The organism is Streptomyces sp. cg40 (assembly GCF_050320165.1).
GTDB classification, from domain to species: Bacteria; Actinomycetota; Actinomycetes; order Streptomycetales; family Streptomycetaceae; genus Streptomyces; species Streptomyces hokutonensis.
The window spans coordinates 5925866-5947249 of the sequence record NZ_CP190128.1 but is presented as its reverse complement, the minus strand read 5'-3'; the positions used below and the strand labels follow the sequence as shown (position 1 = coordinate 5947249).

The following is a 21384-nucleotide window of genomic DNA, read 5'->3' as shown; positions in this document are numbered from 1 at the left end:
GGGTCCGGAACTGCCGTCCCCTGTGCGGCAGTTCCGGACCGCCTGTGGGGCGAGGCGTAAGGCCTTCGCCGGGTGTCAGGCCTTCGCCGGGTGCCCGTTGAGCGCGGTCAGCGGGGTGTCCGCGAGGCCCAACTCGCCTACCCTGTCCAGCAGTTGCCGCAGCTGACCGGCGTTGGCCGGGTCCGTCCGCATCAGCTTCATCAGCAGCGCGGACACGGTGAGGTTCTGCACGTCGGCCGTGGAGACCGAGCCGAGCACGCGTCCGAGGTCGTCGGCGATGTTCGACGTACCGTCCAGCCACGGGCGCGCCAACGCCTGTGCCGTATCGGAGTTCTGGACGAAGCCGTCGACGCTCCTGCCGAACGAGACCGCGGAGACGAGCCGGTCGAAGAAGACCGTGTCGCCGCCGACGATGTCGATGTCGGCGTGCTCAAGACCGGTCGCGAGGACGGTGGCCTGCGCCTCGGCGACCTGCCGCTGCACATCGAGTCCCGCGAGCCGGATCTCCTTCTCGGCCTGGAGCCGCAGCCGGTACTCCTCGTGGCCGCGCGAGGCGTCGTCGAGGGCGGCCATCGCGGCGGCCTTCTCGGTGAGCCCCTCCGCCTCGGCCTTCAACTTCTCGCCGATACCGGTGGCTTCGGCGAGCGCGTTCGCCCGTACGCCCTCGGCCTGCGCGAGCACCTTGGCCTGTACGCCCTCGGCCTCCGCGAGCGCCATGGCCCGGGTGCCCTCGGCCTCCGCCCGGAGCCGGGCCTCGGTGCCGTCCGCCTCCGCGCGCAGCCGCGCCCCCGTGGCCTCGGCCTCGGCGCGGCCCGCCTTCACGGTGACCTCGGCCTCCTTGTCGCGGACCTGGACCTCGGCGAGTCCGGCCGCGGCGGCCTCCGCCTGGATGCCCTCGGCGAGCCGGAGCTTGGCGCGGGCGTCGAGGTCGGCGGACTTCAACCGGGCGTCGGCGAGGGTGAGTTGCTCACCGGCGCGGTGCTTGGCGGCGGCTTCGGCTGCCTCGGCCGCCTTGATGTCCTTGACCAGCTTCTCCTGCGCCTCGGCCTCCGCGGCGATGATCACCGCCTGCCGGGTGCGCTCCGCCTCCTCGACCACCCGCAGCTTCTTGATGGCCTCCTCCTGCTCGGCGACCGTACGGTCCACGGCGATCCGCTCCCGGACCACGTCCGCGACCTCGCGCCGCTCGACCTCGACCTCCTTGTCGCGGGCGATCCCGGACAGGCTCGTCTCTCGTTCGCGGGCGATGACTTCGAGGAGGCGGTCCTTCTCGATGCGCTCGTTCTCCACGGCGATGACCCGCTCGCGGTTCTTCTGCGCCACGGCGATCTCGCGGGCCTGGTTCTCGCGCTGGACGCCGAGTTGCTCCTCGGTCCTGAGGAACGCGGTCTGCGCGCCGAGCCGTTCCTCCTCCTGGACCTTCGCGGTGGCGGCCTCCTCGCGCGCCCGCAGGACCTCCACCTCACGGCGCTGCTTGATCTCCGCCTCGGCCTGCCGGCGCTCCAGCTCCAGGATGGTCTCCCGGGCGTCGACGTTCTGCCGGGTGATCTCCTTCTGCTCGGTGCGCTGGAACTCGTTGGTCCGCACGTGCTCGATCGTCGTCAGCTCGGTGATCTTGCGGATGCCCTGCGCGTCCAGGATGTTCTGGTTGTCGAGCTGGGTCATCGGGGTCTGTTCGAGGAAGTCGATGGCCGCGTCGTCGAGGTGGTAACCGTTGAGATCGGTGCCGATGACCTGGATGATCCGGTCCCGGAACTCCTCGCGCTTGGTGTAGAGATCGACGAAGTCCAGCTGCTTGCCGACGGTCTTGAGCGCCTCGGAGAACTTCGCCGCGAAGAAGTCCTGGATCGCCACGGGGTCGCTCGCGGTCTGGGTGCCGATGGCCTGCGCGACCTTGATGACGTCCTCGACGGTCTTGTTGACCCGCACGAAGAAGCTGATGTGGATGTCGGCCCGGATGTTGTCCTGGCAGATCAGGCCCTCGCGCCCGGTGCGGCGGATCTCGATCGTCTTCACCGAGATGTCCATGAACTCGGCCTTGTGCAGCACCGGCAGCACGACCGCCCCGGTGAAGGTGACGTCGACCTTCTTCGTCTTGGAGACGATCAGCGCCCGCCCCTGCTCCACCTTCCGGAACAGCCGCCCGACCAGCAGGAGCAGGGCGAGCGCGATGAGCAGGACAACGGCGACGAACACACCGATGCCCACGGTGATGGCGTTCATGACATGGGTCCTCGTGGGATGAGAAGGGTGGTGAACGGGCGTGGTGTGGGCCAACGGGTGTGGGCCTACGAGCGTTTGCCTACGGACGTTTGCCTACGGGCGCTGGTCTACGGGCGTTGGCCTACGGGGTGTTGGCCAACAGGCGGTGACTGGCGGGGTGTTGGTCAACGGGTGTTGGTCAACGGATGTTGGCCAACAGGCTCGGACTCCGGCGGTTGCGGCGTCGCGGGCCAACGGCCGTGGGCCAACTGGCGTGGGCCAACTGGCGTGGGCCAACCGTCGTAGGCCAACGACCGTGGGCCACCACGCGTAGGCCACCAGGCGCGGCGGGCCGCACGCCGCGCGCGACCACCGCTCGCCCGCCAACACCCGTGGGCAACGCTCGTGGGCAACAGCCGTAGGCCAACACCTGTTGGCGGTCTACCCCGGATTGCCGCCGGGTCCGGTCCTCGGGTCCAGCGCGCTGTCGTAGGGCGCGACCCAGAAGAACTCGCCGGGTTCGTCATAGGCGTAGAGCAGTCCGGTGCTGCCGCTGGCGAGGGCGTCGTTGCCCGTCTGGCGGACCTGGACCGTCGCGGCCGAGCCGTCCGCCGACCTGACCTCGGCCTGCCCGAAGCCCGCGTCCACCCACCCGGTGCGAATGGTGCAGGTCAGCCCGACGAAGTCCAGGCGGGACGGCCCGTGTTCGTCGGGAAACAGGCGGTGCAGCGGCCGTACGAGCAGCTTGGTCGCCTGCCAGGAGACGTACCCCGTGCCGATCAGCACGACCGCCCCGACCAGGACGCCGGCCGGGCCCGGAGGGACGAGCAGCACGCTCACGCAGAAGCTGATCAGCCAGCCGACGGCGACGAACAGCGAGAAGGCGAGGGTCACCGGGACCCCGCCGAGCCACCGGCCGTAGCCGTGCCCACGGTCGCCGCCGTGCCCACGAGCGTTGGCGTGCGCGTGACCACGGATGTGGACGTGCACATGGGCATGGCCGTGACCGTGCGCGTCGGCCGCGCCGAGGGCGACCAGCAGCCAGTAGAGGACGACCACGGCGAGCGCCGCGGTGAAGACGACGGTGGGAAAACCGGTCGCGGCAGCGATGAACGCCCCCATGATCCCGGCCCCCGTTCTCTTACTCGCCCGACTGGTGGACGGGGACGCCCGGATCGCGGTTCGGGTGCCGGAAACCTGCCGGTGCCCGGCACCCGAACCATCCGCGGTGCTCCCCTGGCGCCATGGTGCACGCGGGGTGCACGCCCGCGCATTGCCGGAACCCGGCAGTGTTCATTAGGGTCTTGATGCCGGTGACGCGCTAAGAAAGCGTCACCGGGGCATCAAGAAAACAGGGGGCGGCGTTGCCGGAGCGCGGAATACCTGAGCACTATCTGGCGGGGTACGCGCAGCTCCTGGCGGAGGTCTCCGCCACCGGACGGCGCCTGACCCGGGCCGAGCTGGAGGCCCGCCGCGCCCTGGGCGAACACGCGGCCGAGGCCGGACACGGACTGCGTGCCCTGGTCAACGCCCATCTCGCCGCGACCCGCACCGCCTGGCCGGAGACCCCCGGCGCCGCCGACTGCACACTCGCCGCGGTGCAGCAGGCCGTGGACGCCTTCGCCGAGGGCTACGAACGAGCCCAGCGGTTCGCCGTACGCCAAGAAGAGGCGGCGCGACGGGAGTTCATCGACGATCTGCTCTACGGCCGCAGCGACCTGGGGCGGCTCGCCGAACGCGCCGAGCGTTTCGGGCTGCGGCTGTCCCACACACACGCCGTCGCCGTCGTCCAGGGGCCGATGCCCTACGACGAGAGCGCGCCGGTGCCGCGTCAGGTGGAGCGCGCGATGATCAGCCGTTTCGGTGACCGCAACATCCTGCTCACGACCAAGGCCGGCCGGATGCTGTGCGTCGCGCCCGGCGACCAGGACGACGTCCTCACCCACTTCGCCAAGCAGTCGTACGCGGCGGCGGAGGGCACCCAGGTGGCGATCGGCCGGCCGCAGCCGGGCGCGGGCGGGATCGTCCAGTCGTACGAGGAGGCCCTGAACACCCTCGAACTGGCCGAGCGGCTCACCCTGGAGGGCCCGCTGCTGCGCGCCGCCGACCTGCTGGTCTACCCCGTGCTCACCCGGGACCGGCAGGCGATGGCCGACCTGGTCCTCGACGCGCTGGGCCCGCTCACCAGGGCGCGCGGCGGCCCGCGCCCCCTGCTGGACACGCTCTCGACCTATTTCGACTGCGGCTGCGTGGCCGCGGAGGCCGCCCGCCGGCTCTCGCTGAGCGTGCGCGCCCTGACGTACCGCCTCGAACGCATCCACCAGCTGACCGGCGCGGACCCGGCGGATCCCGGCCAGCGGTACATGCTCCAGACGGCGGTGATCGGCGCGCGGCTGCTGGACTGGCCGGACAAGGAGTTGTGAGGCGAGGCGCAGGGCTCGTAAAAGTGTGACACCCGGCGCATAAATGTCACGCTTTCGCGGAGATGGTCCCCTCCGGCGGGCGGCGGAAAGGGCCGCAGGGCAAGCCGGGCGCAGAAAAAAGCGACCCCGCGCCCGGATGGTTCGTCGGCGGCGTGGTCGCTTGGGGGGTTCGGAGGCGTGCGGGGGCGGAGGCGTCAGCCCAGGGTGGTGCCGATGTACGACGTCGATTCGGGGCCGGACTCGGACTCGGACTCGGCGGAGGGGGCGGCGGGCGCGGGGGTGGCCGGCGCGGGCGGCGTCTCGTGGCAGGTGAAGCCGAGGCGGGTCAGGGCGCGGGTCACCTCGAAGGCGGTGAAGTCGCGGCGGTCCTGCTTGGTGATCACCTCACCGACCTGCTTGACCGGGTACAGCTTGCGGCTGATGGTGGCGCAGGGGCCGCTGACGGGCTGCTCCGGGCGGATGCCCTTGAGCATCTCCTCCACCTCGCTCTTCGTCAGATCGAAGGGGTAACGGGCGATCACGCAGCGCATGGTGCCTCACCAAGGGGTTCGAGCGGGAGGAGAGGGGAGGATTTCTCCTCGGGGAAAACCGGGAAGCCGGAGAACGGCCGAAGAACAGCGGGTGGCCGAAGAACGGCAGATGGAACAGCGGGTAAATGAGCAGATACGAAAAGGGGCCCGCACCCAAGGTGCGGGCCCCTGTTTCGCAGTCTCGCGTGCTTAGGCGGGAACGATGTTCTCCGCCTGCGGGCCCTTCTGGCCCTGCGTGATGTCGAAGGTCACCTTCTGACCTTCCTGCAGCTCGCGGAAGCCCTGGGTGGCGATGTTCGAGTAGTGGGCGAAGACGTCAGCGCCGCCGCCGTCCTGCTCGATGAAGCCGAAGCCCTTTTCCGCGTTGAACCACTTCACGGTACCGGTGGCCATGTCTTAACTCCTAGGCAGTGCACGAGATCCGCACTTTACGAATCTCCTCCATCGCCGTGATGATCACCTGCCCGGAGAACCGGTTCAAAATTGGCAACCACAACTGCAACTGAAGTCAGCCTAGCACGGAACCCATTTCCGCGGCGGCGGAATTGTGGGAGAAAAGCGCCGCCCAAAACAGTGAATTTCTGTTTCGCCGACATCAGATTTTCTACCGATGGGACGACCGGCGCAGCTCCTCGTTCACCCGCAGCGCCTCGTCCAGCCGGTCCTCCAGGCTGATGATGCGACAGGCGGCCTCGATGGGCGTCCCCTGGTCGACCAGCTCGCGGGCGCGGGAGGCCGTACGGAGCTGATGGCGCGAGTAGCGGCGGTGACCGCCGTCCGACCGCGTCGGCGTGATCAGCCCCGCCTGGCCCAGCGACCGGAGGAATCCGGGCGTGGAGGCGATCAGCTCGGCGGCCCGGCCCATGGTGTAGGCGGGGTAGTCGTCGTCGTCGAGCCGGTCGGCCGCGGGCTGCTGGCTTTCTGCGGGCATGTACACCTTTCCTGCGGGCCACCGGAGAGGGACGGCCCGCCGCAGGGGAGCGTGTTTCCCCCTACGGGAACTCTAGTCGCACCCGGGGAATCTCTGTCGCGGCGAGCACAGATGTCCTGGCGCCCGTGGACGCCGGTTGACGCGCTCAGCGGCCCAGCAGCAGGACCCGGCAGGCCCCGGCGGGCGGCCGTGGATCACGCGCTTCCGCCACGACGTCCCGCCAGCCCCAGGCCCGGTACGCGGTCAGCGTCTCGGTGTCGGCGGCGGGCAGCAGGGCGACGCCGAGGGCCGGCGCGTGGTCGTCGAGCAGCCGGCGTTGCAGGCGCCGGGCGAGGTTCCAGTCCCGGTCCTGGTAGTGGGTGCGCACCCGGGCCGGGACGACGATCCCGGAGACCGCGAAGAGCCCGCCGGTGACTGCGAGGCCGCGCACGGTCCGGGGCAGGCGGGTGTCGCACCCCTGCCACCACGGATCGGCGCCGCGCACGGGGAAGCCGTAGGCGAAGGCCGTCAGGGTGGTGTTCTCGGCGATCAGCAGGGTGAAGCCGGGCCGTCGCACCTCGCCCGCGAGCCGGCGCAGGAACTCTGCGCGGGAGCGGGTCCCGGCGCGGGTGCCGCCGCCGGAGGTCTCCTCGTACAGATCGCCCAGGTCCTCGAACCGGTCCTCGACCTGGCGGCGGCTGAGCGGGCGGAGGCGGTCCCCCTGCCGGGGGGACGGGCCGCGCTCCCGGCCGGGCGACCACTGCTTCTCCCCCTGGGCCGCGTCGGCACCGCCGTGCGCATCCGCACCGCCCTGCCCGTCCGCACCTCCGTGCCTGACGAGGTCCGCGGTCATCGGCCGACCGGGCACATTCACGGTCATGGGGCGAGCCCTGCCCCGGGTGCGGACACGTCCGCCCCGGCGTCGTCCTTCGCCGAGGACGGCACCGGCGCGATCCGGCACACGAGAAATCCTCGGTCCCTTCACGGTACGCCCGCGGGGTGGGACGGGGCCGGTGATCATGCCGGGCCCCGCCCTACGGCGTCACTGGTTCCAGCTCTCGTCGTACGGGTCCTTCGGGGTCGGGACCGGCTTGGCCTCGGTGACCTGGAAGTAGGGGATGGGGCGGTTGTTGACGGGGTCCTTGGTCTGCTTGGCGGAGTAGGTGCCGGTGACCAGCAGCCAGGTGTCGGGCTGGAGGACCGGCGGAATCTTGCCGGTCAGCGCGATCTTGACCGGCTGGGCGTCCGCGGCACAGCAGTTGAGGGCCATGCGGACGAGGTAGGGGGCGCCGGACTTGTCGAGGGCCACGAAGCCGGTGACCTTGAGCTGTCGGTCGCCGAGGGAGTGCCCGTGGTCGTAGACCGCGCGGGTCGCGTAGTCGACCAGGCCGATGGTGAGCGGGTTGTCGGCGGGGAGCTTGGAGAGGCCGTAGGGCTGCTGGATGGCCGTGCCCGTGCGGACCGCGCTGTAGGAGCCGAGGGCGGGCGGGGCGACCAGGATGAGGGCGAAGAGGGGGAGCAACAGGAGCCAGGAGATGCGGGGTTCGCGGTGCACATGACCGCCGTGACCCTCGCCCTCCGGCTCCGCGTGAGCCTCCGCGTGGGCCGCCCCCGCGTGGGCCGCCCCCGTGTGCGCCGCCTCCGCGTGGGCCGCCCCCATGTGCGCCGCCTCCGCGTGCGCCGCCGCCCGCGCCTTCTCCGCCCGCGCCCGCCGCCACTCGTACCAGGCCGTCGCCAGTGCCGCCACGATGAGTACGACGCCGGAGAGCAGCAGCAGCGGCTGAAGGCCCGCCTTGACGTAGCGGAGGTAGAGGTTGGTGAGGCCGGCGTGCAGCAGGGCCGTGCCGATCAGGAACAGGACGGCCGCCTGCGCCTGCCGGCTCACAGGAGCACCGCCGAGGTGACGACCGCGCCCGCGATGGCGAGGACGAAGGTGGCGGGCGCGAACCGCATCGCGAAGCCGCGCCCGAAGGTGCCCGCCTGCATGGCGAAGAGTTTCAGGTCGATCATCGGGCCCACCACCAGGAACGCGAGTTTCGCCGTCAGGGAGAACTGGGTCAGCGACGCGGCCACGAACGCGTCCGCCTCCGAGCAGATCGACAGCAGGACGGCCAGGATCGAGAGGGCGAGGATCGCCACCACCGGGTTGTCGGCCGCCGTCCGCAGCCAGCTCGCGGGCGCCACCGCCTTGAGCGTCGCCGCGGACATCGCGCCGAGCACCAGGAACCCGCCGGCCTGCATCACGTCGTGCCGCACCGAGCCCCAGAACGCGGCCCCCTTGGTCTCCCCCGCGTGCGGCTCGTGCGCGGGCAGCTTCAGCCAGTCGGTGCGGCCGAGCCGCGTCCACAGCCAGCCCATGACACAGGCGACCAGCAGACTGCCGACGAACCGGGCGAGCACCATCTCCGGGTTGCGCGGGAACGCCACCGCCGTCGCGGTCAGCACGATCGGGTTGATCGCCGGGGCGGAGAGCAGGAACGCGATCGCCGCCGCCGGGGTGACGCCCCGGCGCACCAGCGCCCCGGCCACCGGCACGGAAGCGCACTCGCAGCCCGGCAGGATCGCGCCCGCCATCCCGGCCACAGGCACGGCGAGCACGGGATTGTCGGGCAGCGCGCGGGTGAACCACGTGGCCGGCACGAATACCGCGATGGCCGCCGACAGCAGCACGCCCAGCACCAGGAAGGGCAGCGCCTGCACGACCACGGCCACGAACACCGTCATCCAGCTCTGCATCACCGGCGCGGACAGGGCCGTACGGATCGGGCCCTGCGCCAGCACCACCAGGAGCAGCACCATGGTCAGCACGAGCGGCGAGTTGAGCTGCCAGCCGTCCTTGGCCGGTGCCTGCGGCTCCGCAGCCGATACGCGCGGCTCCGGGGGTGTTTCCGGGGTCGGCGGAGTCTCCGTGGTCGGCGCGGCTGGTTCGGTGGTGATGGCCACGGGTGTGCTACCTCCGGCAAGTGCGGGGTTTCGCGAGTTTTGCTCCCTGTCTCTGCATACGGCAGCAGGGGCACGGGTGTTCAGCGGAATACTGGAACCACCCGCCTCCTTGGGGCAGTCTTTCCCCTCGTGGCGAGCAGCGTTCCTCATCAGACCCCGCCGGGCACCCCTCGGGCACACATGGTGGTGTGCGGCGACGACGCGCTCGCGCACCGGCTCGCGGCCGAACTGCGCGCCGTCTACGGCGAACAGATCACCCTCGTCGTACCGCTCTCGGAGGCTGGCTCCCGCCCGCCGGTCGTGGGCCGGGCACGTGCCGCCTCGGTGGCGCTGCGCGACCGGGTCAACGCGGCGGTGGCCAGGGCGAACGGCAACGGCGCGCCGCACACCCCCGAAACCCCGCGCGGGGAGCGCGTGTTGGAGGTCCCCGAGCTGACCGAGGCGGTGTTCGCGGAGGCGGGCGTGGAGCGCGCGACCGCGCTGGCGCTCGTGCACGACGACGACGAGACCAACATCCGCGCCGCCCTCACCGCCCGCCGCCTCAACCCCCGTATCCGGCTCGTGCTCCGCCTCTACAACCGGCGCCTGGGCCAGCACATCGAGGAACTCCTCGACCAGGCGGCCGCGTTGGCGACCGGCGACGGTACCGGCGGTGTCTCCGGACTCGACGCGTCCACCACCGTCCTCTCCGACGCCGACACCGCCGCGCCCGCGCTGGCCGCCACCGCTCTCGCCGGTACCAGCAAGGTCGTCCAGACCGACGGGCTGATGCTGCGCGCGGTGGAACGGCCGCCGCCCGCACCCGGCGAGGTCGCCGACCCGGGGCTGGCCACCCTCGCCCTGCTCTCGGCGACCAGCAGCGACCCGGCCGGCGCGGACGGCTCCGAGGGCATGGGCGAGCAGGGCCCGCGTCTGCTGCCCGACGCGGCGGCCGTCGCCTCGGCCACCGGGCGCGGGACCGTCGTCCTTGAACAAGTGTCGTACGCGGGACCGCAGTTGCCGGGCGGACGCGGGGGCGGTGTCGTACCGCCCTTCTCCTCCCTCTTCTCGCGGCGGCTGCGCTGGTCGCTGGCGGGCATGGTGGCGTGCGTGATCGCGCTCGCCGTGTCGCTGTGGCTGGTGACCGGTATCCATCCCGTGCGGGCCTTCTATCTGACGCTGCTCGATCTCTTCGCGATCGACGACCCCGCGATCGGGGCGCCGTTGGGCCGGCAGATCCTCCAACTCCTCTCCGGGCTCGTCGGGTTGCTGATGCTGCCGGTGCTGCTGGCCGCCGTCCTGGAGGCCCTCGGCACGTTCCGTACGGCGTCCGCGCTGCGCAAACCGCCGCGCGGGCTGGGCGGGCATGTGGTGCTGCTCGGGCTCGGCAAGATCGGCACCCGGGTGCTGACCCGGCTGCGCGAACTCGACATCCCCGTGGTGTGCGTCGAGGCCGACCCCGAGGCGCGCGGTCTCGCGGTCGCGCGCCGGCTGCGGGTGCCGGTGATCCTCGGGGACGTCACCCAGGAAGGCGTCCTGGAGTCCGCGAAGGTCCACCGCGCCCACGCCCTCCTCGCGGTCACCAGCTCCGACACCACCAACCTCGAAGCCGTGCTCTACGCCCGCTCCGTACGCCCCGATCTGCGCGTCGTGCTCCGGCTCTACGACGACGACTTCGCGACCGCCGTGTACCGCACCCTGCGCGCCGCGCACCCCGGTGCCCTCACCCGGAGCCGGAGCGTCTCGCATCTGGCCGCGCCCGCGTTCGCCGGGGCGATGATGGGGCGGCAGATCCTGGGCGCGATCCCGGTCGAGCGGCGGGTGCTGCTGTTCGCGGCGATGACCGTGGGCGGGCATGCCCAGCTGGAGGGGAAGACGGTCGCCGAGGCGTTCCGGGCCGGGTTCTGGCGGGTGCTGGCGCTGGACACGGCGAACCGGGACGCGTCGGAGGACGTACGGCGGTCGGGGCTGGTGTGGGACCTGCCCGACACGTATGTCCTGCGGGGCTCGGACCGGGTGGTGCTCGCGGCGACCCGGCGGGGGATGGCGGAGCTGCTGGGGCGGAGGCCTCGGGACCGGGCCGGGGCGTAGGGAGCAGGGGTCTCGGACCCCCACTCCTCACGCGCCGCCAAGAAAGAACCTGCCGGAAAACGGGTCTACTTCCCCAAGTGCCTCGCCGCGAAGTCCAGTTCCAGTCTCACCTGCTTGATCCGCTCGTCCACCACCAGCGACCCGTGGCCCGCGTCGTACCGGTACACCTCGTGGACGGCGCCGCGCTTCTCCAGTCGTTCGACGTAGTTGTCGATCTGCTGGATCGGGCAGCGGGGGTCGTTGACGCCGGCGGAGATGTAGACCGGGGCCGTGACCTTGTCGACGTAGGTCAGCGGGGAGGACGCCTCGAAGCGGTCGGGGACCTCTTCGGGGGTGCCGCCCAGCAGCGTGCGGTCCATGGCCTTCAGGGCTTCCATCTCGTCGTGGTAAGCCGTGACGTAGTCGGCGACCGGGACCGCCGCGATGCCGAGCGTCCACGCGTCGGGCTGGGTGCCGATGCCGAGGAGGGTGAGGTAGCCGCCCCAGGAGCCGCCGGTGAGGATCAGCCGCGCGGGGTCGGCGAGGCCCGAGCTGATCGCCCATTCCCGGACCGCCGCGATGTCCTCCAGCTCGATCAGGCCGACCCGGTACTTCAGCGCGTCGGTCCAGGCCCGCCCGTATCCGGTGGAGCCGCGGTAGTTGACCCGGACGACCGCGTACCCGTGGTCGACCCAGGCCGCCGGGCCGGCCGCGAAGGAGTCGCTGTCGTGCCAGGTCGGACCGCCGTGGATGTCGAAGACCGTGGGAAGGGGACCCGTGACGCCCGCCGGCTTCTGGACGAGGGCGTGGATCCGGCCGCCGGGGCCCTCCACCCACACGTCCTCCACCGGCACCGAGCCCGGCGACTTCAGGCCGGGCGGGTCCAGCACGACCTCGCCGGTCGTCGAGCGCACGGCGGACGGCTCGGCGGCCGACGACCAGAGGTACTCGACGCTGCCGTCGGGACGGGCCGTGGCGCCCGAGACCGAACCGGGCGGGGTCGGCACCTTCTCCAGGGCGCCCGAGGCGAGGTCGTAGCGGAAGACCTCGCTGCGGGCCTCGAAGCTGTGCGCGATGAGGAGGGCCGAGCCGTCCGGATACCACTCGGCGCTCACGTCACCGGGCAGGTCCAGGGCCAGGTCGGTCTCGCCGCCCTTCACCACGTCCCACACCAGGGGCTCCCAACGGCCGCGCCGCTGATGCCCGATGAGCAACCGGGTGTCACCCTCCACGGGCGCGAAGCCGAGCACCTCCAGGCCCAGCTCCTCGGTGCCGCCCTTGGTGTCGTCCAGGTCGGCGACCGCCGTGCCGTCCGGGCGCAGGACGCGCAGCGCCGAGTGCATCGCGTCGCCGTGCTCGGTGTGCTCGATCGCGATCAGCGAGCCGTCGTGCGAGAGGTCGCCGACGCCCGCGGACTCGCGGTGGCGGTAGATCAGCGTGGTCTCGTCGCCGGTACGGGCGAGGTGGATCGTCGTACCGTCCTCGTCCGTGGAGCGGCCGACGACGGCGGTCCTGCCGTCGCGCGCGAGGGCCAGCCCGGCCGGGTAGGACGGTTCGAGGCCGGGGACGGCCGGTTCGTCGGGGCCGCCCTTGAAGGGCTGGCGGCGCCAGACGCCGAACTCGTCGCCGTCCTTGTCGTCGAACCACCAGATCCACTCCCCGTCCGGGGAGAGCACACCGTCCGTCGTGCCGTTCGGCCGGTCCGTGACCTGGCGTTGCTCGCCCGTCGCCCGGTCCCAGGCGTACAGCTCATACGTCCCTGTCGCGTTCGACACGAACAGGGAACGGTCGGGTGCGTCCTCCGCCCAGTCGGGCAGGGACACTCGGGGCGCCCTGAAGCGCTTCTCCCAGTCCGGCGTGTACGCGGACCCGTTGCTCTCAGTCATGGCCCCATACTGCCCGCCCTCACAGACATTGCACTGACTGGATCCTCAGCCTGTGGATAACTTCGACCAAGTCCCGGTCGGCGCATTGCCGACCCCAGGGCCGAGAGCTCTGCGACAGCCCCGTACCGTGGAAGGCGTGTACCGGTTTCTGCTGACATCGCGCTGGTGGGGCATCAACGTCTTCGTACTGCTCGCCATCCCCTTCTGCATCTTCATGGGGTCATGGCAGCTGAGCCGGTTCCAGGCGCGCGTGGACAGCAGCCACCAGGCCACCCAGCAGGTCCGGACGGACCGCACGGAGGCCGCCCGCCCGCTCGCCGAACTGCTGCCCGTCGACCAGGCCACCTCGGGCCGGCAGACCACCGCAACCGGCCGCTACGGCAAGCAACTCCTCGTCCCCGATCGCCAGTTGGACGGGAAGAACGGCTACTACGTCCTCACCCTGCTGCGCACCGACGACGGCAAGGCGCTGCCCGTGGTCCGCGGCTGGCTGCCCGGCACGCCCGACGCCGCGAAGGCACCGGCCGCGCCGACCGGCGAGGTCACCGTCACCGGCTCGCTCCAGGCCTCCGAGACGCCCGGGGACAACGGCGTCAGCGCCCAGGGCGGACTGCCGTCCGGCCAGACCGCGGCGATCAGCGCGGCCTCGCTGGTGAACCTGGTGCCCTACCCCGTGTACGACGCGTGGATCACGCTCGACAGGGCCGACTCCGGGATGACGGCCGTACCGGCGACCGCGCCCGCGAACACCGGCCTGGACCTGAAGGCGTTCCAGAACCTGGGCTACACCGGCGAGTGGTTCGTCTTCGCGGGCTTCGTCGTCTTCATGTGGTTCCGGCTGCTGCGCCGCGAGGTGGAGTTCGCGCGGGACGCGGAACTCGGGCTGCTGCCCGAGGACGAGAGCGAGCAGGCCGCCCGCGTCACCGTCTGACGCCGCCGGGTCCCCCGTGGACCGGCGACTGGAGCCTTGTGACCCGACGGCCGTCCTACGATCCCGCCAGCGGGTCCGTCCGGTAGATCGTCCCCGCGCACGCGTTCGGTACGACCACCGAGGTCGTCGGTGAGCCCGCCTGCGCGATGTGGGAGACCTGGACGCTGCCGTCGACCGTGCCGTCCTCGGGGAGCAGCTGGGCGGAGGTGCCCGTGTCACCGGCCGTGGAACCGCTGGTGGTGCTGGCGTCCTCCGAGGGCGACGGGCTGGCCGTGGTGCCGCCGCTGCTGGTGCCGCCGCTGTCGCCGCCGCTGCTGGTGGGGCAGGTCTCGGAGGGCACCCAGGCGAACTTGACCTGGTAGGCGGAGCCCGGCAGCAGCACCAGTTCGGCGGGTGCCGTGGACGGGTCGGGCAGGCTGGCCGCCGCGTCCCCCGCCGTGTGCTGCTTCACGGAGATCTTGGTGCTGTCCGCCGCCCCCAGCGCGGAGAATCCCACGGTGCCGGGCCCGCCGACGGTACAGCTGGTGCCGGAGGTGTTGGTGACGGTGAAGGTGCCGTAGACGACGCCCCCCGTGTCGGCGGCGGCCACGGACGAGGTGGCGGAGCCGAGCTGTTCGGCGGCACAGATGGGCGCGGCCGTGCCGGTGCTGGACGAGGGGTTGGCGCTCACGGTGCCGGCGCCCGGGCTCTTGCTCCCGCCCTCGTTCTTGTGGCCGCCCGGATTCTGTCCCGACGTCTGCCCGGAGGAGCCGCCGGAGGTGCTGGAACCTCCGTCCGGGTTCTTGCCCTGGCTGGTGCCGCCCTGGGCCTGTGAGCTGTTGCCCGCCATGGACGGGTCGACGGAGCCGGTCGAGTTCGAGACGTGCACGAGGGCCGGGATGGCGGTGCCGAAGAAGAGCGCGGCGGCGGCCATGCCGACGACGGCGTGGCGCTTGCGGGTCCGGCGGGCGGGCACCGCCTTGCGCAGGTGCTCCAGCGTGCCGTCGCGTGGCTCGACCTCCTGCACCGCCTGGTGCAGCAGGCGGCGCAGCGCCAGCTCGTCCGGGGCGAAGCCCTCGGTGTCGTGATCGCCGGGTCCGCCGAGGCCGCCGGGTCCGCCGAGTTGCGCGGCGAGCCCCGCGAGCCCCCCGAGCCCCCCGAGTCCTTCGGGGTCGCGCCCCTGAACGGTCTCGGGGTTCTCGGTGCTGTCCGAGTTCTTGGGGTTCCCGGGGTTCTCGAGGTTCTCGGGGTTCCCCCCTCCGGAGTTCCCGGAGGTTCCTCCGGAGTTCCCGTCGAGGCTCGGCCCGGTGGGGCTCTGTTCGTCGGGGCCGTGGTTCACAATTCCGTTCCCAGCGTGCGATTCGTTCGGTTCTTCCTTGCGCGCCCAGGTCGGGCCTCGCCGGACTTCCGGCTCGCGCCGCGCGCGCGAGCCGTTCCCGTCGACGTTGTCGCTCATGCCGATGCCTCCATCGCGATCCGGAGGGCGGCGATGCCGCGCGAGCCGTACGCCTTCACCGAGCCCAGCGAGATGCCGAGCGACTCGGCGACCTGCGCCTCGGTCATGTCCGCGAAGTAGCGCAGGACCAGGACCTCGCGCTGGCGGCGCTGAAGGCCCTTCATCGCCTTGATGAGGGAGTCGCGCTCCAACTGGTCGTAGGCGCCCTCCTCCGCGCTGGCCATGTCCGGCATCGGCTTCGAGAGGAGCTTGAGGCCGAGGATGCGGCGGCGCAGGGCCGAGCGGGAGAGGTTGACGACGGTCTGGCGCAGATACGCCAGGGTCTTCTCGGGGTCACGGACGCGTTTGCGCGCCGAGTGGACCCGGATGAACGCCTCCTGGACGACGTCCTCGCAGGAGGCGGTGTCGTCGAGGAGGAGTGCGGCCAGGCCGAGCAGCGAGCGGTAGTGCGCCCGGTAGGTCTCGGTGAGGTGGTCGACGGTCGTTCCGGCCGCGGCGGTGTCGTCGACACCTTCGCGCTGGTTCGGGATGCGGGCGGGCCGCGCTGCGGGCATCGGCGCGATCACCGGCATGCCGCCGGGCGCACGGGACCCACGCGGAGGCCGTAGGGCCGTGCCGCGTGCCGCAGAGAAGTCGAGTACCTGAGCCACGCAAGTTGGACGCGCTTCCCCCCTTGGGGGTTGTACGCGTCGACCGTCACATTTATGTCAGACGAAACAAACAGTCCACCCACCCGTCTGGTGTCAGGCAGCACAACCGACAGTGCGTCGAACACCCTCATGCCTACCCGCTCTTCCCCTGTGTCACAAAAGGCCGGGGCGTCCCCACGCCCCTCGCCGCATCCCCGCGCCCGCTGAAGGGCGTCCGCAAAGACGCTCCCCGCCGACCGCGCGGTTGCGGAGAGCGGGGAGTGAAATCTTCGGATGCGGAGGTGGCTGGATTCAAGTGGTCCCAACCATTAATCCGGCCACATCGCGCACAGTGATCCTACAAACCCGCGCGCCACTGGCCAGCGGATTTACGGCCGGGCGGAGGGAAGGGGTCCGGTTGTCACCGGAGGTCCCGCGCCACCAGCTCGGCGATCTGCGCGGTATTCAGGGCCGCTCCCTTGCGCAAATTGTCCCCGCAGACGAACAGTTCGAGCGCCGTCGGGTCGTCCAGCGCCCGCCGCAGCCGCCCCACCCAGGTCGGGTCGGTGCCGACCACGTCGGCGGGGGTGGGGAACTCCCCGGCAGCCGGATTGTCGAAGAGGACGACACCCGGGGCCGTTGCGAGGATCTCGCGCGCCTTGTCGACGGTGACCTCGCCCTGGAAGCGGGCGTGGACGGTGAGGGAGTGCGTGGTGACCACCGGGACGCGCACGCACGTCACGGCGACGGGCAGCGCGGGCTGGCCGAGGATCTTGCGGGTCTCGTCCCGCACCTTCATCTCCTCCGAGGACCAGCCGTCCTCGCGCAGGGACCCGGCCCACGGTACGACGTTCAGCGCGACCGGCTCCGGGAACGGCCCGGTGTTGTCGCCGACGGCCCGCCGCACGTCCCCGGGCTTGGTACCCAGGTCCGTGCCGGCCACGAGGGCGAGCTGCTGGCGCAGGGTGTCGACGCCGGCCCGGCCGGCCCCGCTCACCGCCTGGTACGACGACACCACCAGCTCGCGCAGCCCGAACTCGGCGTGCAGCGCGCCCACGGCGACGATCATCGACAGGGTCGTGCAGTTCGGGTTGGCGATGATCCCGCGCGGGCGGTGCCGCACCTTGTGCGGGTTGACCTCGGGGACCACCAGGGGCACCTCGGGATCCATCCGGAAGGCGCCCGAGTTGTCGACGACGACCACCCCCTTGGCGGCGGCGATGGGCGCCCACTGGGCGGAGACCTCGTCGGGGACGTCGAACATCGCGACGTCCACCCCGTCGAAGGCCTCCTCCGTCAGGGCCACCACCTCGACCTGCTCTCCGCGCACGGCCAGCTTGCGGCCGGCCGAGCGCGGAGAGGCGATCAGGCGGATCTCGCCCCAGATGTCGGCGTGCTGGGACAGGATCTGGAGCATGACCGTGCCGACGGCCCCGGTCGCTCCGACAACGGCGAGCGTCGGACGCACGGTCGCTCCGGTGGTGGCCATCAGCGGCCGGTGCCTCCGTAGACGACGGCTTCGTCGCTGTCGGAGTCGAGGCCGAACGCCGTGTGCACGGCGCGGACAGCCTCGTTGACGTCGTCGGCGCGGGTCACGACCGAGATGCGGATCTCAGAGGTCGAGATCAGCTCGATGTTGACGCCCGCGTCGGACAGGGCGGTGAAGAAGTCGGCGGTGACGCCCGGGTTGGTCTTCATCCCGGCGCCCACCAGAGAGATCTTGCCGATCTGGTCGTCGTAGCGCAGCGATTCGAAGCCGATGCCGCCCTTGTTCCGCTCCAGGGCGTCGATGGCCTTGCGGCCCTCCGCCTTGGGAAGGGTGAAGGAGATGTCCGTCAGGCCCGTCGAGGCCGCCGACACGTTCTGCACGATCATGTCGATGTTGATCTGGGCGTCGGAGATCGTCCGGAAGATCACCGCGGCCTCGCCCGGTTTGTCGGGCACGCCGACGACCGTGATCTTGGCCTCGGAGGTGTCGTGCGCGACACCGGAGATGATGGCCTGCTCCACCTTGCGGTCCCCAATCGGCTCACTGCTGACCCAGGTGCCCTGAAGTCCGCTGAAGCTGGACCGCACATGGATCGGGATGTTGTATCGGCGGGCGTACTCCACACAGCGGTGGAGCAGCACCTTGGAGCCGGAGGCGGCGAGCTCCAGCATGTCCTCGAAGGCGATCCAGTCGATCTTCCGCGCCTTCGGCACCACGCGCGGGTCGGCGGTGAACACCCCGTCGACGTCGGTGTAGATCTCGCACACCTCGGCGTCGAGAGCGGCGGCCAGCGCGACGGCGGTGGTGTCACTGCCACCGCGCCCCAGCGTGGTGATGTCCTTCTTGTCCTGGCTCACACCCTGGAACCCGGCGACGATGGCGATGTTGCCCTTGTCGAGCGAGTCTCTGATCCGGCCCGGCGTGACGTCGATGATCCGGGCTTTGTTGTGGACCGAGTCGGTGATGACGCCTGCCTGGCTGCCGGTGAACGACTGGGCCTCGTGGCCCAGGTTTTTGATCGCCATGGCCAGCAGTGCCATGGAGATCCGCTCTCCGGCGGTCAGCAGCATGTCGAACTCACGCCCGGCGGGCATCGGAGATACCTGCTCGGCGAGATCGATCAGCTCGTCCGTCGTGTCGCCCATCGCGGAAACGACGACGACCACTTGGTGGCCGTTCTTCTTCGCTTCCACGATTCGCTTGGCGACGCGCTTGATGCCCTCGGCATCGGCTACGGAGGAGCCTCCGTACTTCTGCACGACAAGGCCCACGTGCGCTCCTCGCTCAGTCCTGGTGTGTCGGCTCAGTTTAACGAGCGCCCGAAATTCCCCTCCCAGGTATCGCATGGTGAGATTCGGACGCCCAGGTCAGCGCATGCCCAATCCAGTGGTGCGGGAAAAGTGCCGAGCGTCACAGGTGACGGCTGGGAACGGGGTTTACGGCACTAAGGTCGCCGTGTGCGCGTACTTCTGGTGGAAGACGATGAACCCGTGGCCGAGTCGCTACGACGCGGACTGCTGCGCTACGGCTTCGAGGTCGACTGGGTCACCACGGGCGGGGCGGCGCTGAGCCACCGGGCCCCCTACGACGTCGTTCTCCTCGACCTGGGCCTGCCCGACACCGACGGCCTCGACGTGTGCAAGGCGCTGCGCGCCTGCGGCGACGTGCCGATCATCGTGATCAGCGCGCGCAGCGACGAGACGGACCGGGTGGTCGGCCTGGAGCTGGGCGCGGACGACTATGTCTCGAAACCGTTCGGGGTGCGCGAGGTCATCGCACGGATAAGGGCGGTGATGCGCCGCGCACAGCCGAAGGCGGTCGCGGAGGCCGCGGGCCCCGACGCCTACGGCACCCGCCTCACCATCGACCGCAAGGCCGCCCGCGTCCGCCTCGACGGCGAGGAGGTGCCGCTGGCCCCCAAGGAGTACGACCTGCTGTCGTTCCTCACCGAGGAGCCCGGCGCGCTGATGTCGCGCGAGCAGATCATGGAAGCGGTCTGGGACGCGAACTGGTTCGGCCCGACGAAGACGCTGGACGTCCATGTGGCCGCGCTGCGCAGGAAGTTGGCGGGCGCGGTCACGATCGAGGCGGTACGGGGAGTCGGCTTCCGCCTGGAGATCACCTCCTCCGGAGACGGATCGCCCGCCTCATGATCCGGCAGCTGATCGTCAGCTACGTCCTGCTCGTGGCCGTGGCGCTGACGGCGTTCACCGTGCCCGTCGCCTTCACGCTGACCGCCCAACTCCGGGGCGACACCGAGCAGTCGGTACGGCGCGAGGCGAAGACGATGGCGTTGCTGATGAGCGGCGACGCGGCCTCGCGCGCCGCACTGGATCGCATGGTGGTGGCCTACGCGCAGGAGACTCCCGGCACGGCCGAGGTGCTGCCCGCGTCACGCGCCAAGACCGCGACGCACTGGGGCGACGGGAAGCTGGAGGTGACGGCACCGGCACAGCGCGACGGCCGGACGGTCGGCGCCGTACGCATCACGTACCCGACCTCCGACCTGACCCGGCGGCTCTGGCAGATCTGGGGTTTCCGCGCGATCCTCGCTCTCGCGGTCCTGGCGGTGGCGGCCGGCCTCGGCGCGCTGGTCGCCCGCCGCCTCACCCGCCCCCTGCGCCAACTCAACGACATGGCGAGCAAGTTCAGCGACGGCGACCTGACGGCACGTACGCCCGTGACGGGCCCGCACGAGACGCAGACGCTGGCCAGAACGCTGAACCAGGCGGGCGAACGCCTGGACACCCTCATCGCCTCGCAGCGCATCTTCGTGGCCGACGCCTCCCACCAACTCCGCACCCCGCTCACGGCGTTGCGGCTCTCGCTGGACAACATCGCGGACGGCGTGGACGACGAGTTCGTACGGGAGGACGTCGATCAGGCGACGGCAGAGGTGGTCCGGATGAGCCGCCTCGTCAACGGCCTGCTGGTGCTGGCGCGGGCCGAGGCGAAGGTGACGGCGGCGGAACCGCTGCCGCTGCGGGAGATCGTGGCCGAACGCCTCTCGGTGTGGAGACCGGCCGCCGACGAGCGCGGTGTCCACATCGCGCTCAGGGGGAGTGTCGTCGACGGCCGGCCGCTCGTGCTGGCCAGTCCCGGTCATCTCGAACAGGTCCTGGACAACGTGCTCTCCAACGCCCTGGAGGTGTCACCGGACGGCGCGACGATCACCGTGCGGTCCGAACTGCGGGGCGACGAGGTGGAGTTGACGGTGACAGACGAGGGTCCCGGGATGTCCGACGCGGACAAGTCCCGCGCCTTCGACCGCTTCTGGCGCGGTCAGGGCCTCACCGGGCGCTCCGGTTCGGGCCTGGGCCTGGCCGTCGTACGGCAGTTGGTGACGGACGACGGCGGCACGGTGGCCCTGCGGGACGCGCCCGGTGGCGGACTCGTCGTCGCGATCACCCTTCGGGCATCACCGAGGAGTGGTGGTTGACGATCAGCCACTTGCCGCCGCGCTTCTCGTACTCGTAGGTGTAACGGGCTTCCACGACACGCTTCTTGCCGGTGTCCGGGTCGGTGAGCGTGAACTCGTAAATGCCGGTGTCTATCGCGGAGTTGCTGTCGAGGACGTTGACGATCGTCTCGACCTTCTTGCCGACCGGCTTGTTCGCCAGGAAGTGCTCGAAGTAGTCGACGATCTCGGCGTGATCGGTCCGGATCTTGTTGGAGACGGTCGGCAGGAGCACGGCGTCGGAGGCGTACCGGTCCGCGACCTTCTCCGGGTCGCCCGTCTGCAACGCGGCGTTCCAGCCGTCGAAGAGGGCGGCGATCTGCTTCTTGGAGGGCTTGGTGTCGTGCTGCGGCCCGGCGGTCGCGGCGACGGTGCCGAGGGAACCGAGGGCAAGGACGGTGGTGACGGTGACGACGGCTGCACGCCTGCTCATGGTCCGGCGGGTCATCTCAACTCCAGTTGTACTGGTGCGTTTTGGGATGACTCCAGACTGGCTTCCG

At 71.0% G+C, this 21384-nt stretch carries 19 protein-coding genes; 5 read left to right on the top strand and 14 right to left on the bottom strand.

The window, feature by feature from the left end; all coding sequences use genetic code 11:
• Positions 1 to 75: 75 nt before the first annotated feature.
• Together ACQHII_RS26605 and ACQHII_RS26600 are read right to left on the bottom strand one after the other, a co-directional pair.
• Complete coding sequence (locus tag ACQHII_RS26605) at positions 76 to 2223, bottom strand: flotillin family protein (RefSeq protein WP_427921675.1); 2148 nt, start codon at positions 2221 to 2223, stop codon at positions 76 to 78.
• A 420-nt stretch (positions 2224 to 2643) separates the two neighbouring features.
• The gene (locus tag ACQHII_RS26600; RefSeq protein WP_427921674.1) at positions 2644 to 3324 is read right to left on the bottom strand and encodes a hypothetical protein; all 681 of its coding nucleotides are present in this window, start codon (positions 3322 to 3324) and stop codon (positions 2644 to 2646) included.
• Between the two features lie 242 nt (positions 3325 to 3566).
• Here ACQHII_RS26600 and ACQHII_RS26595 point away from each other — a divergent pair, with 242 nt between their 5' ends.
• On the top strand, positions 3567 to 4625 hold the full coding sequence (locus ACQHII_RS26595; RefSeq protein ID WP_427921673.1) for a PucR family transcriptional regulator: 1059 nt from the start codon (positions 3567 to 3569) through the stop codon (positions 4623 to 4625).
• Between the two features lie 194 nt (positions 4626 to 4819).
• Here the strand turns inward: ACQHII_RS26595 and ACQHII_RS26590 are convergent, their stop codons facing one another.
• The 6 genes from ACQHII_RS26590 to ACQHII_RS26565 all read right to left on the bottom strand — a co-directional run bounded on the left by ACQHII_RS26590 (position 4820) and on the right by ACQHII_RS26565 (position 9008).
• Positions 4820 to 5155 carry an SCO5918 family protein gene (locus tag ACQHII_RS26590; protein WP_427921672.1) on the bottom strand — a complete coding sequence of 112 codons (336 nt, stop codon included), beginning with the start codon at positions 5153 to 5155 and terminating at the stop codon, positions 4820 to 4822.
• 189 nt (positions 5156 to 5344) lie between these two features.
• Complete coding sequence (locus tag ACQHII_RS26585; protein ID WP_019063123.1) at positions 5345 to 5548, bottom strand: cold-shock protein; 204 nt, start codon at positions 5546 to 5548, stop codon at positions 5345 to 5347.
• 211 nt (positions 5549 to 5759) lie between these two features.
• Positions 5760 to 6086: a MerR family transcriptional regulator gene (locus ACQHII_RS26580; protein ID WP_427921671.1), complete on the bottom strand. Its 327-nt coding sequence runs from the start codon at positions 6084 to 6086 to the stop codon at positions 5760 to 5762.
• 145 nt (positions 6087 to 6231) lie between these two features.
• Positions 6232 to 6918 carry a hypothetical protein gene (locus ACQHII_RS26575; RefSeq protein ID WP_427921670.1) on the bottom strand — a complete coding sequence of 229 codons (687 nt, stop codon included), beginning with the start codon at positions 6916 to 6918 and terminating at the stop codon, positions 6232 to 6234.
• A 189-nt stretch (positions 6919 to 7107) separates the two neighbouring features.
• On the bottom strand, positions 7108 to 7950 hold the full coding sequence (locus tag ACQHII_RS26570) for a TIGR03943 family putative permease subunit (protein WP_427921669.1): 843 nt from the start codon (positions 7948 to 7950) through the stop codon (positions 7108 to 7110).
• Positions 7947 to 9008 carry a permease gene (locus ACQHII_RS26565; RefSeq protein WP_427921668.1) on the bottom strand — a complete coding sequence of 354 codons (1062 nt, stop codon included), beginning with the start codon at positions 9006 to 9008 and terminating at the stop codon, positions 7947 to 7949. The genes ACQHII_RS26570 and ACQHII_RS26565 overlap by 4 nt, the downstream gene beginning before the upstream one ends.
• 180 nt (positions 9009 to 9188) lie before the next feature.
• Between ACQHII_RS26565 and ACQHII_RS26560 the strand changes: the two genes are divergently transcribed.
• Complete coding sequence (locus ACQHII_RS26560; protein ID WP_427925414.1) at positions 9189 to 11078, top strand: NAD-binding protein; 1890 nt, start codon at positions 9189 to 9191, stop codon at positions 11076 to 11078.
• Between the two features lie 65 nt (positions 11079 to 11143).
• On the opposite strand, the gene ACQHII_RS26555 is transcribed toward ACQHII_RS26560, so the two are convergent.
• The gene (locus tag ACQHII_RS26555; protein ID WP_427921667.1) at positions 11144 to 12943 is read right to left on the bottom strand and encodes a prolyl oligopeptidase family serine peptidase; all 1800 of its coding nucleotides are present in this window, start codon (positions 12941 to 12943) and stop codon (positions 11144 to 11146) included.
• Between the two features lie 136 nt (positions 12944 to 13079).
• Between ACQHII_RS26555 and ACQHII_RS26550 the strand changes: the two genes are divergently transcribed.
• Complete coding sequence (locus ACQHII_RS26550) at positions 13080 to 13874, top strand: SURF1 family protein (protein ID WP_427921666.1); 795 nt, start codon at positions 13080 to 13082, stop codon at positions 13872 to 13874.
• 55 nt (positions 13875 to 13929) lie between these two features.
• Here the strand turns inward: ACQHII_RS26550 and ACQHII_RS26545 are convergent, their stop codons facing one another.
• The 4 genes from ACQHII_RS26545 to ACQHII_RS26530 all read right to left on the bottom strand — a co-directional run bounded on the left by ACQHII_RS26545 (position 13930) and on the right by ACQHII_RS26530 (position 18698).
• Complete coding sequence (locus ACQHII_RS26545; RefSeq protein ID WP_427921665.1) at positions 13930 to 15309, bottom strand: hypothetical protein; 1380 nt, start codon at positions 15307 to 15309, stop codon at positions 13930 to 13932.
• Positions 15306 to 15881 carry a SigE family RNA polymerase sigma factor gene (locus ACQHII_RS26540; protein ID WP_427921664.1) on the bottom strand — a complete coding sequence of 192 codons (576 nt, stop codon included), beginning with the start codon at positions 15879 to 15881 and terminating at the stop codon, positions 15306 to 15308. The genes ACQHII_RS26545 and ACQHII_RS26540 overlap by 4 nt, the downstream gene beginning before the upstream one ends.
• A 478-nt stretch (positions 15882 to 16359) precedes the next feature.
• Positions 16360 to 17427 (bottom strand): aspartate-semialdehyde dehydrogenase, encoded by a 1068-nt coding sequence (locus ACQHII_RS26535; protein ID WP_427921663.1) that lies wholly within the window; start codon positions 17425 to 17427, stop codon positions 16360 to 16362.
• Positions 17427 to 18698 (bottom strand): aspartate kinase, encoded by a 1272-nt coding sequence (locus ACQHII_RS26530; RefSeq protein WP_427921662.1) that lies wholly within the window; start codon positions 18696 to 18698, stop codon positions 17427 to 17429. The genes ACQHII_RS26535 and ACQHII_RS26530 overlap by 1 nt, the downstream gene beginning before the upstream one ends.
• Positions 18699 to 18884: 186 nt before the next feature.
• Here ACQHII_RS26530 and ACQHII_RS26525 point away from each other — a divergent pair, with 186 nt between their 5' ends.
• Both ACQHII_RS26525 and ACQHII_RS26520 read left to right on the top strand, forming a co-directional pair.
• Positions 18885 to 19580 (top strand): response regulator transcription factor, encoded by a 696-nt coding sequence (locus ACQHII_RS26525; RefSeq protein ID WP_427921661.1) that lies wholly within the window; start codon positions 18885 to 18887, stop codon positions 19578 to 19580.
• Positions 19577 to 20866 (top strand): ATP-binding protein, encoded by a 1290-nt coding sequence (locus ACQHII_RS26520; protein ID WP_427921660.1) that lies wholly within the window; start codon positions 19577 to 19579, stop codon positions 20864 to 20866. The genes ACQHII_RS26525 and ACQHII_RS26520 overlap by 4 nt, the downstream gene beginning before the upstream one ends.
• Here ACQHII_RS26520 and ACQHII_RS26515 read toward each other — a convergent pair.
• Positions 20832 to 21332: an SgcJ/EcaC family oxidoreductase gene (locus ACQHII_RS26515; RefSeq protein WP_427921659.1), complete on the bottom strand. Its 501-nt coding sequence runs from the start codon at positions 21330 to 21332 to the stop codon at positions 20832 to 20834. The two genes, ACQHII_RS26520 and ACQHII_RS26515, sit on opposite strands and share 35 nt — an antisense overlap.
• Between the last annotated feature and the right edge of the window lie 52 nt (positions 21333 to 21384).

Coding starts and splice junctions, on each gene's coding strand:
- ACQHII_RS26520 (WP_427921660.1), top strand. CDS start 19,577: ATGATCCGGCAGCTGATCGTCAGCTACGTCCTGCTCGTGGCCGTGGCG.
- ACQHII_RS26540 (WP_427921664.1), bottom strand. CDS start 15,881: ATGCCGGTGATCGCGCCGATGCCCGCAGCGCGGCCCGCCCGCATCCCG.
- ACQHII_RS26535 (WP_427921663.1), bottom strand. CDS start 17,427: ATGGCCACCACCGGAGCGACCGTGCGTCCGACGCTCGCCGTTGTCGGA.
- ACQHII_RS26555 (WP_427921667.1), bottom strand. CDS start 12,943: ATGACTGAGAGCAACGGGTCCGCGTACACGCCGGACTGGGAGAAGCGC.
- ACQHII_RS26580 (WP_427921671.1), bottom strand. CDS start 6,086: ATGCCCGCAGAAAGCCAGCAGCCCGCGGCCGACCGGCTCGACGACGAC.
- ACQHII_RS26600 (WP_427921674.1), bottom strand. CDS start 3,324: ATGGGGGCGTTCATCGCTGCCGCGACCGGTTTTCCCACCGTCGTCTTC.
- ACQHII_RS26585 (WP_019063123.1), bottom strand. CDS start 5,548: ATGGCCACCGGTACCGTGAAGTGGTTCAACGCGGAAAAGGGCTTCGGC.
- ACQHII_RS26605 (WP_427921675.1), bottom strand. CDS start 2,223: ATGAACGCCATCACCGTGGGCATCGGTGTGTTCGTCGCCGTTGTCCTG.
- ACQHII_RS26590 (WP_427921672.1), bottom strand. CDS start 5,155: ATGCGCTGCGTGATCGCCCGTTACCCCTTCGATCTGACGAAGAGCGAG.
- ACQHII_RS26575 (WP_427921670.1), bottom strand. CDS start 6,918: ATGACCGCGGACCTCGTCAGGCACGGAGGTGCGGACGGGCAGGGCGGT.
- ACQHII_RS26515 (WP_427921659.1), bottom strand. CDS start 21,332: ATGACCCGCCGGACCATGAGCAGGCGTGCAGCCGTCGTCACCGTCACC.
- ACQHII_RS26545 (WP_427921665.1), bottom strand. CDS start 15,309: ATGAGCGACAACGTCGACGGGAACGGCTCGCGCGCGCGGCGCGAGCCG.
- ACQHII_RS26560 (WP_427925414.1), top strand. CDS start 9,189: ATGGTGGTGTGCGGCGACGACGCGCTCGCGCACCGGCTCGCGGCCGAA.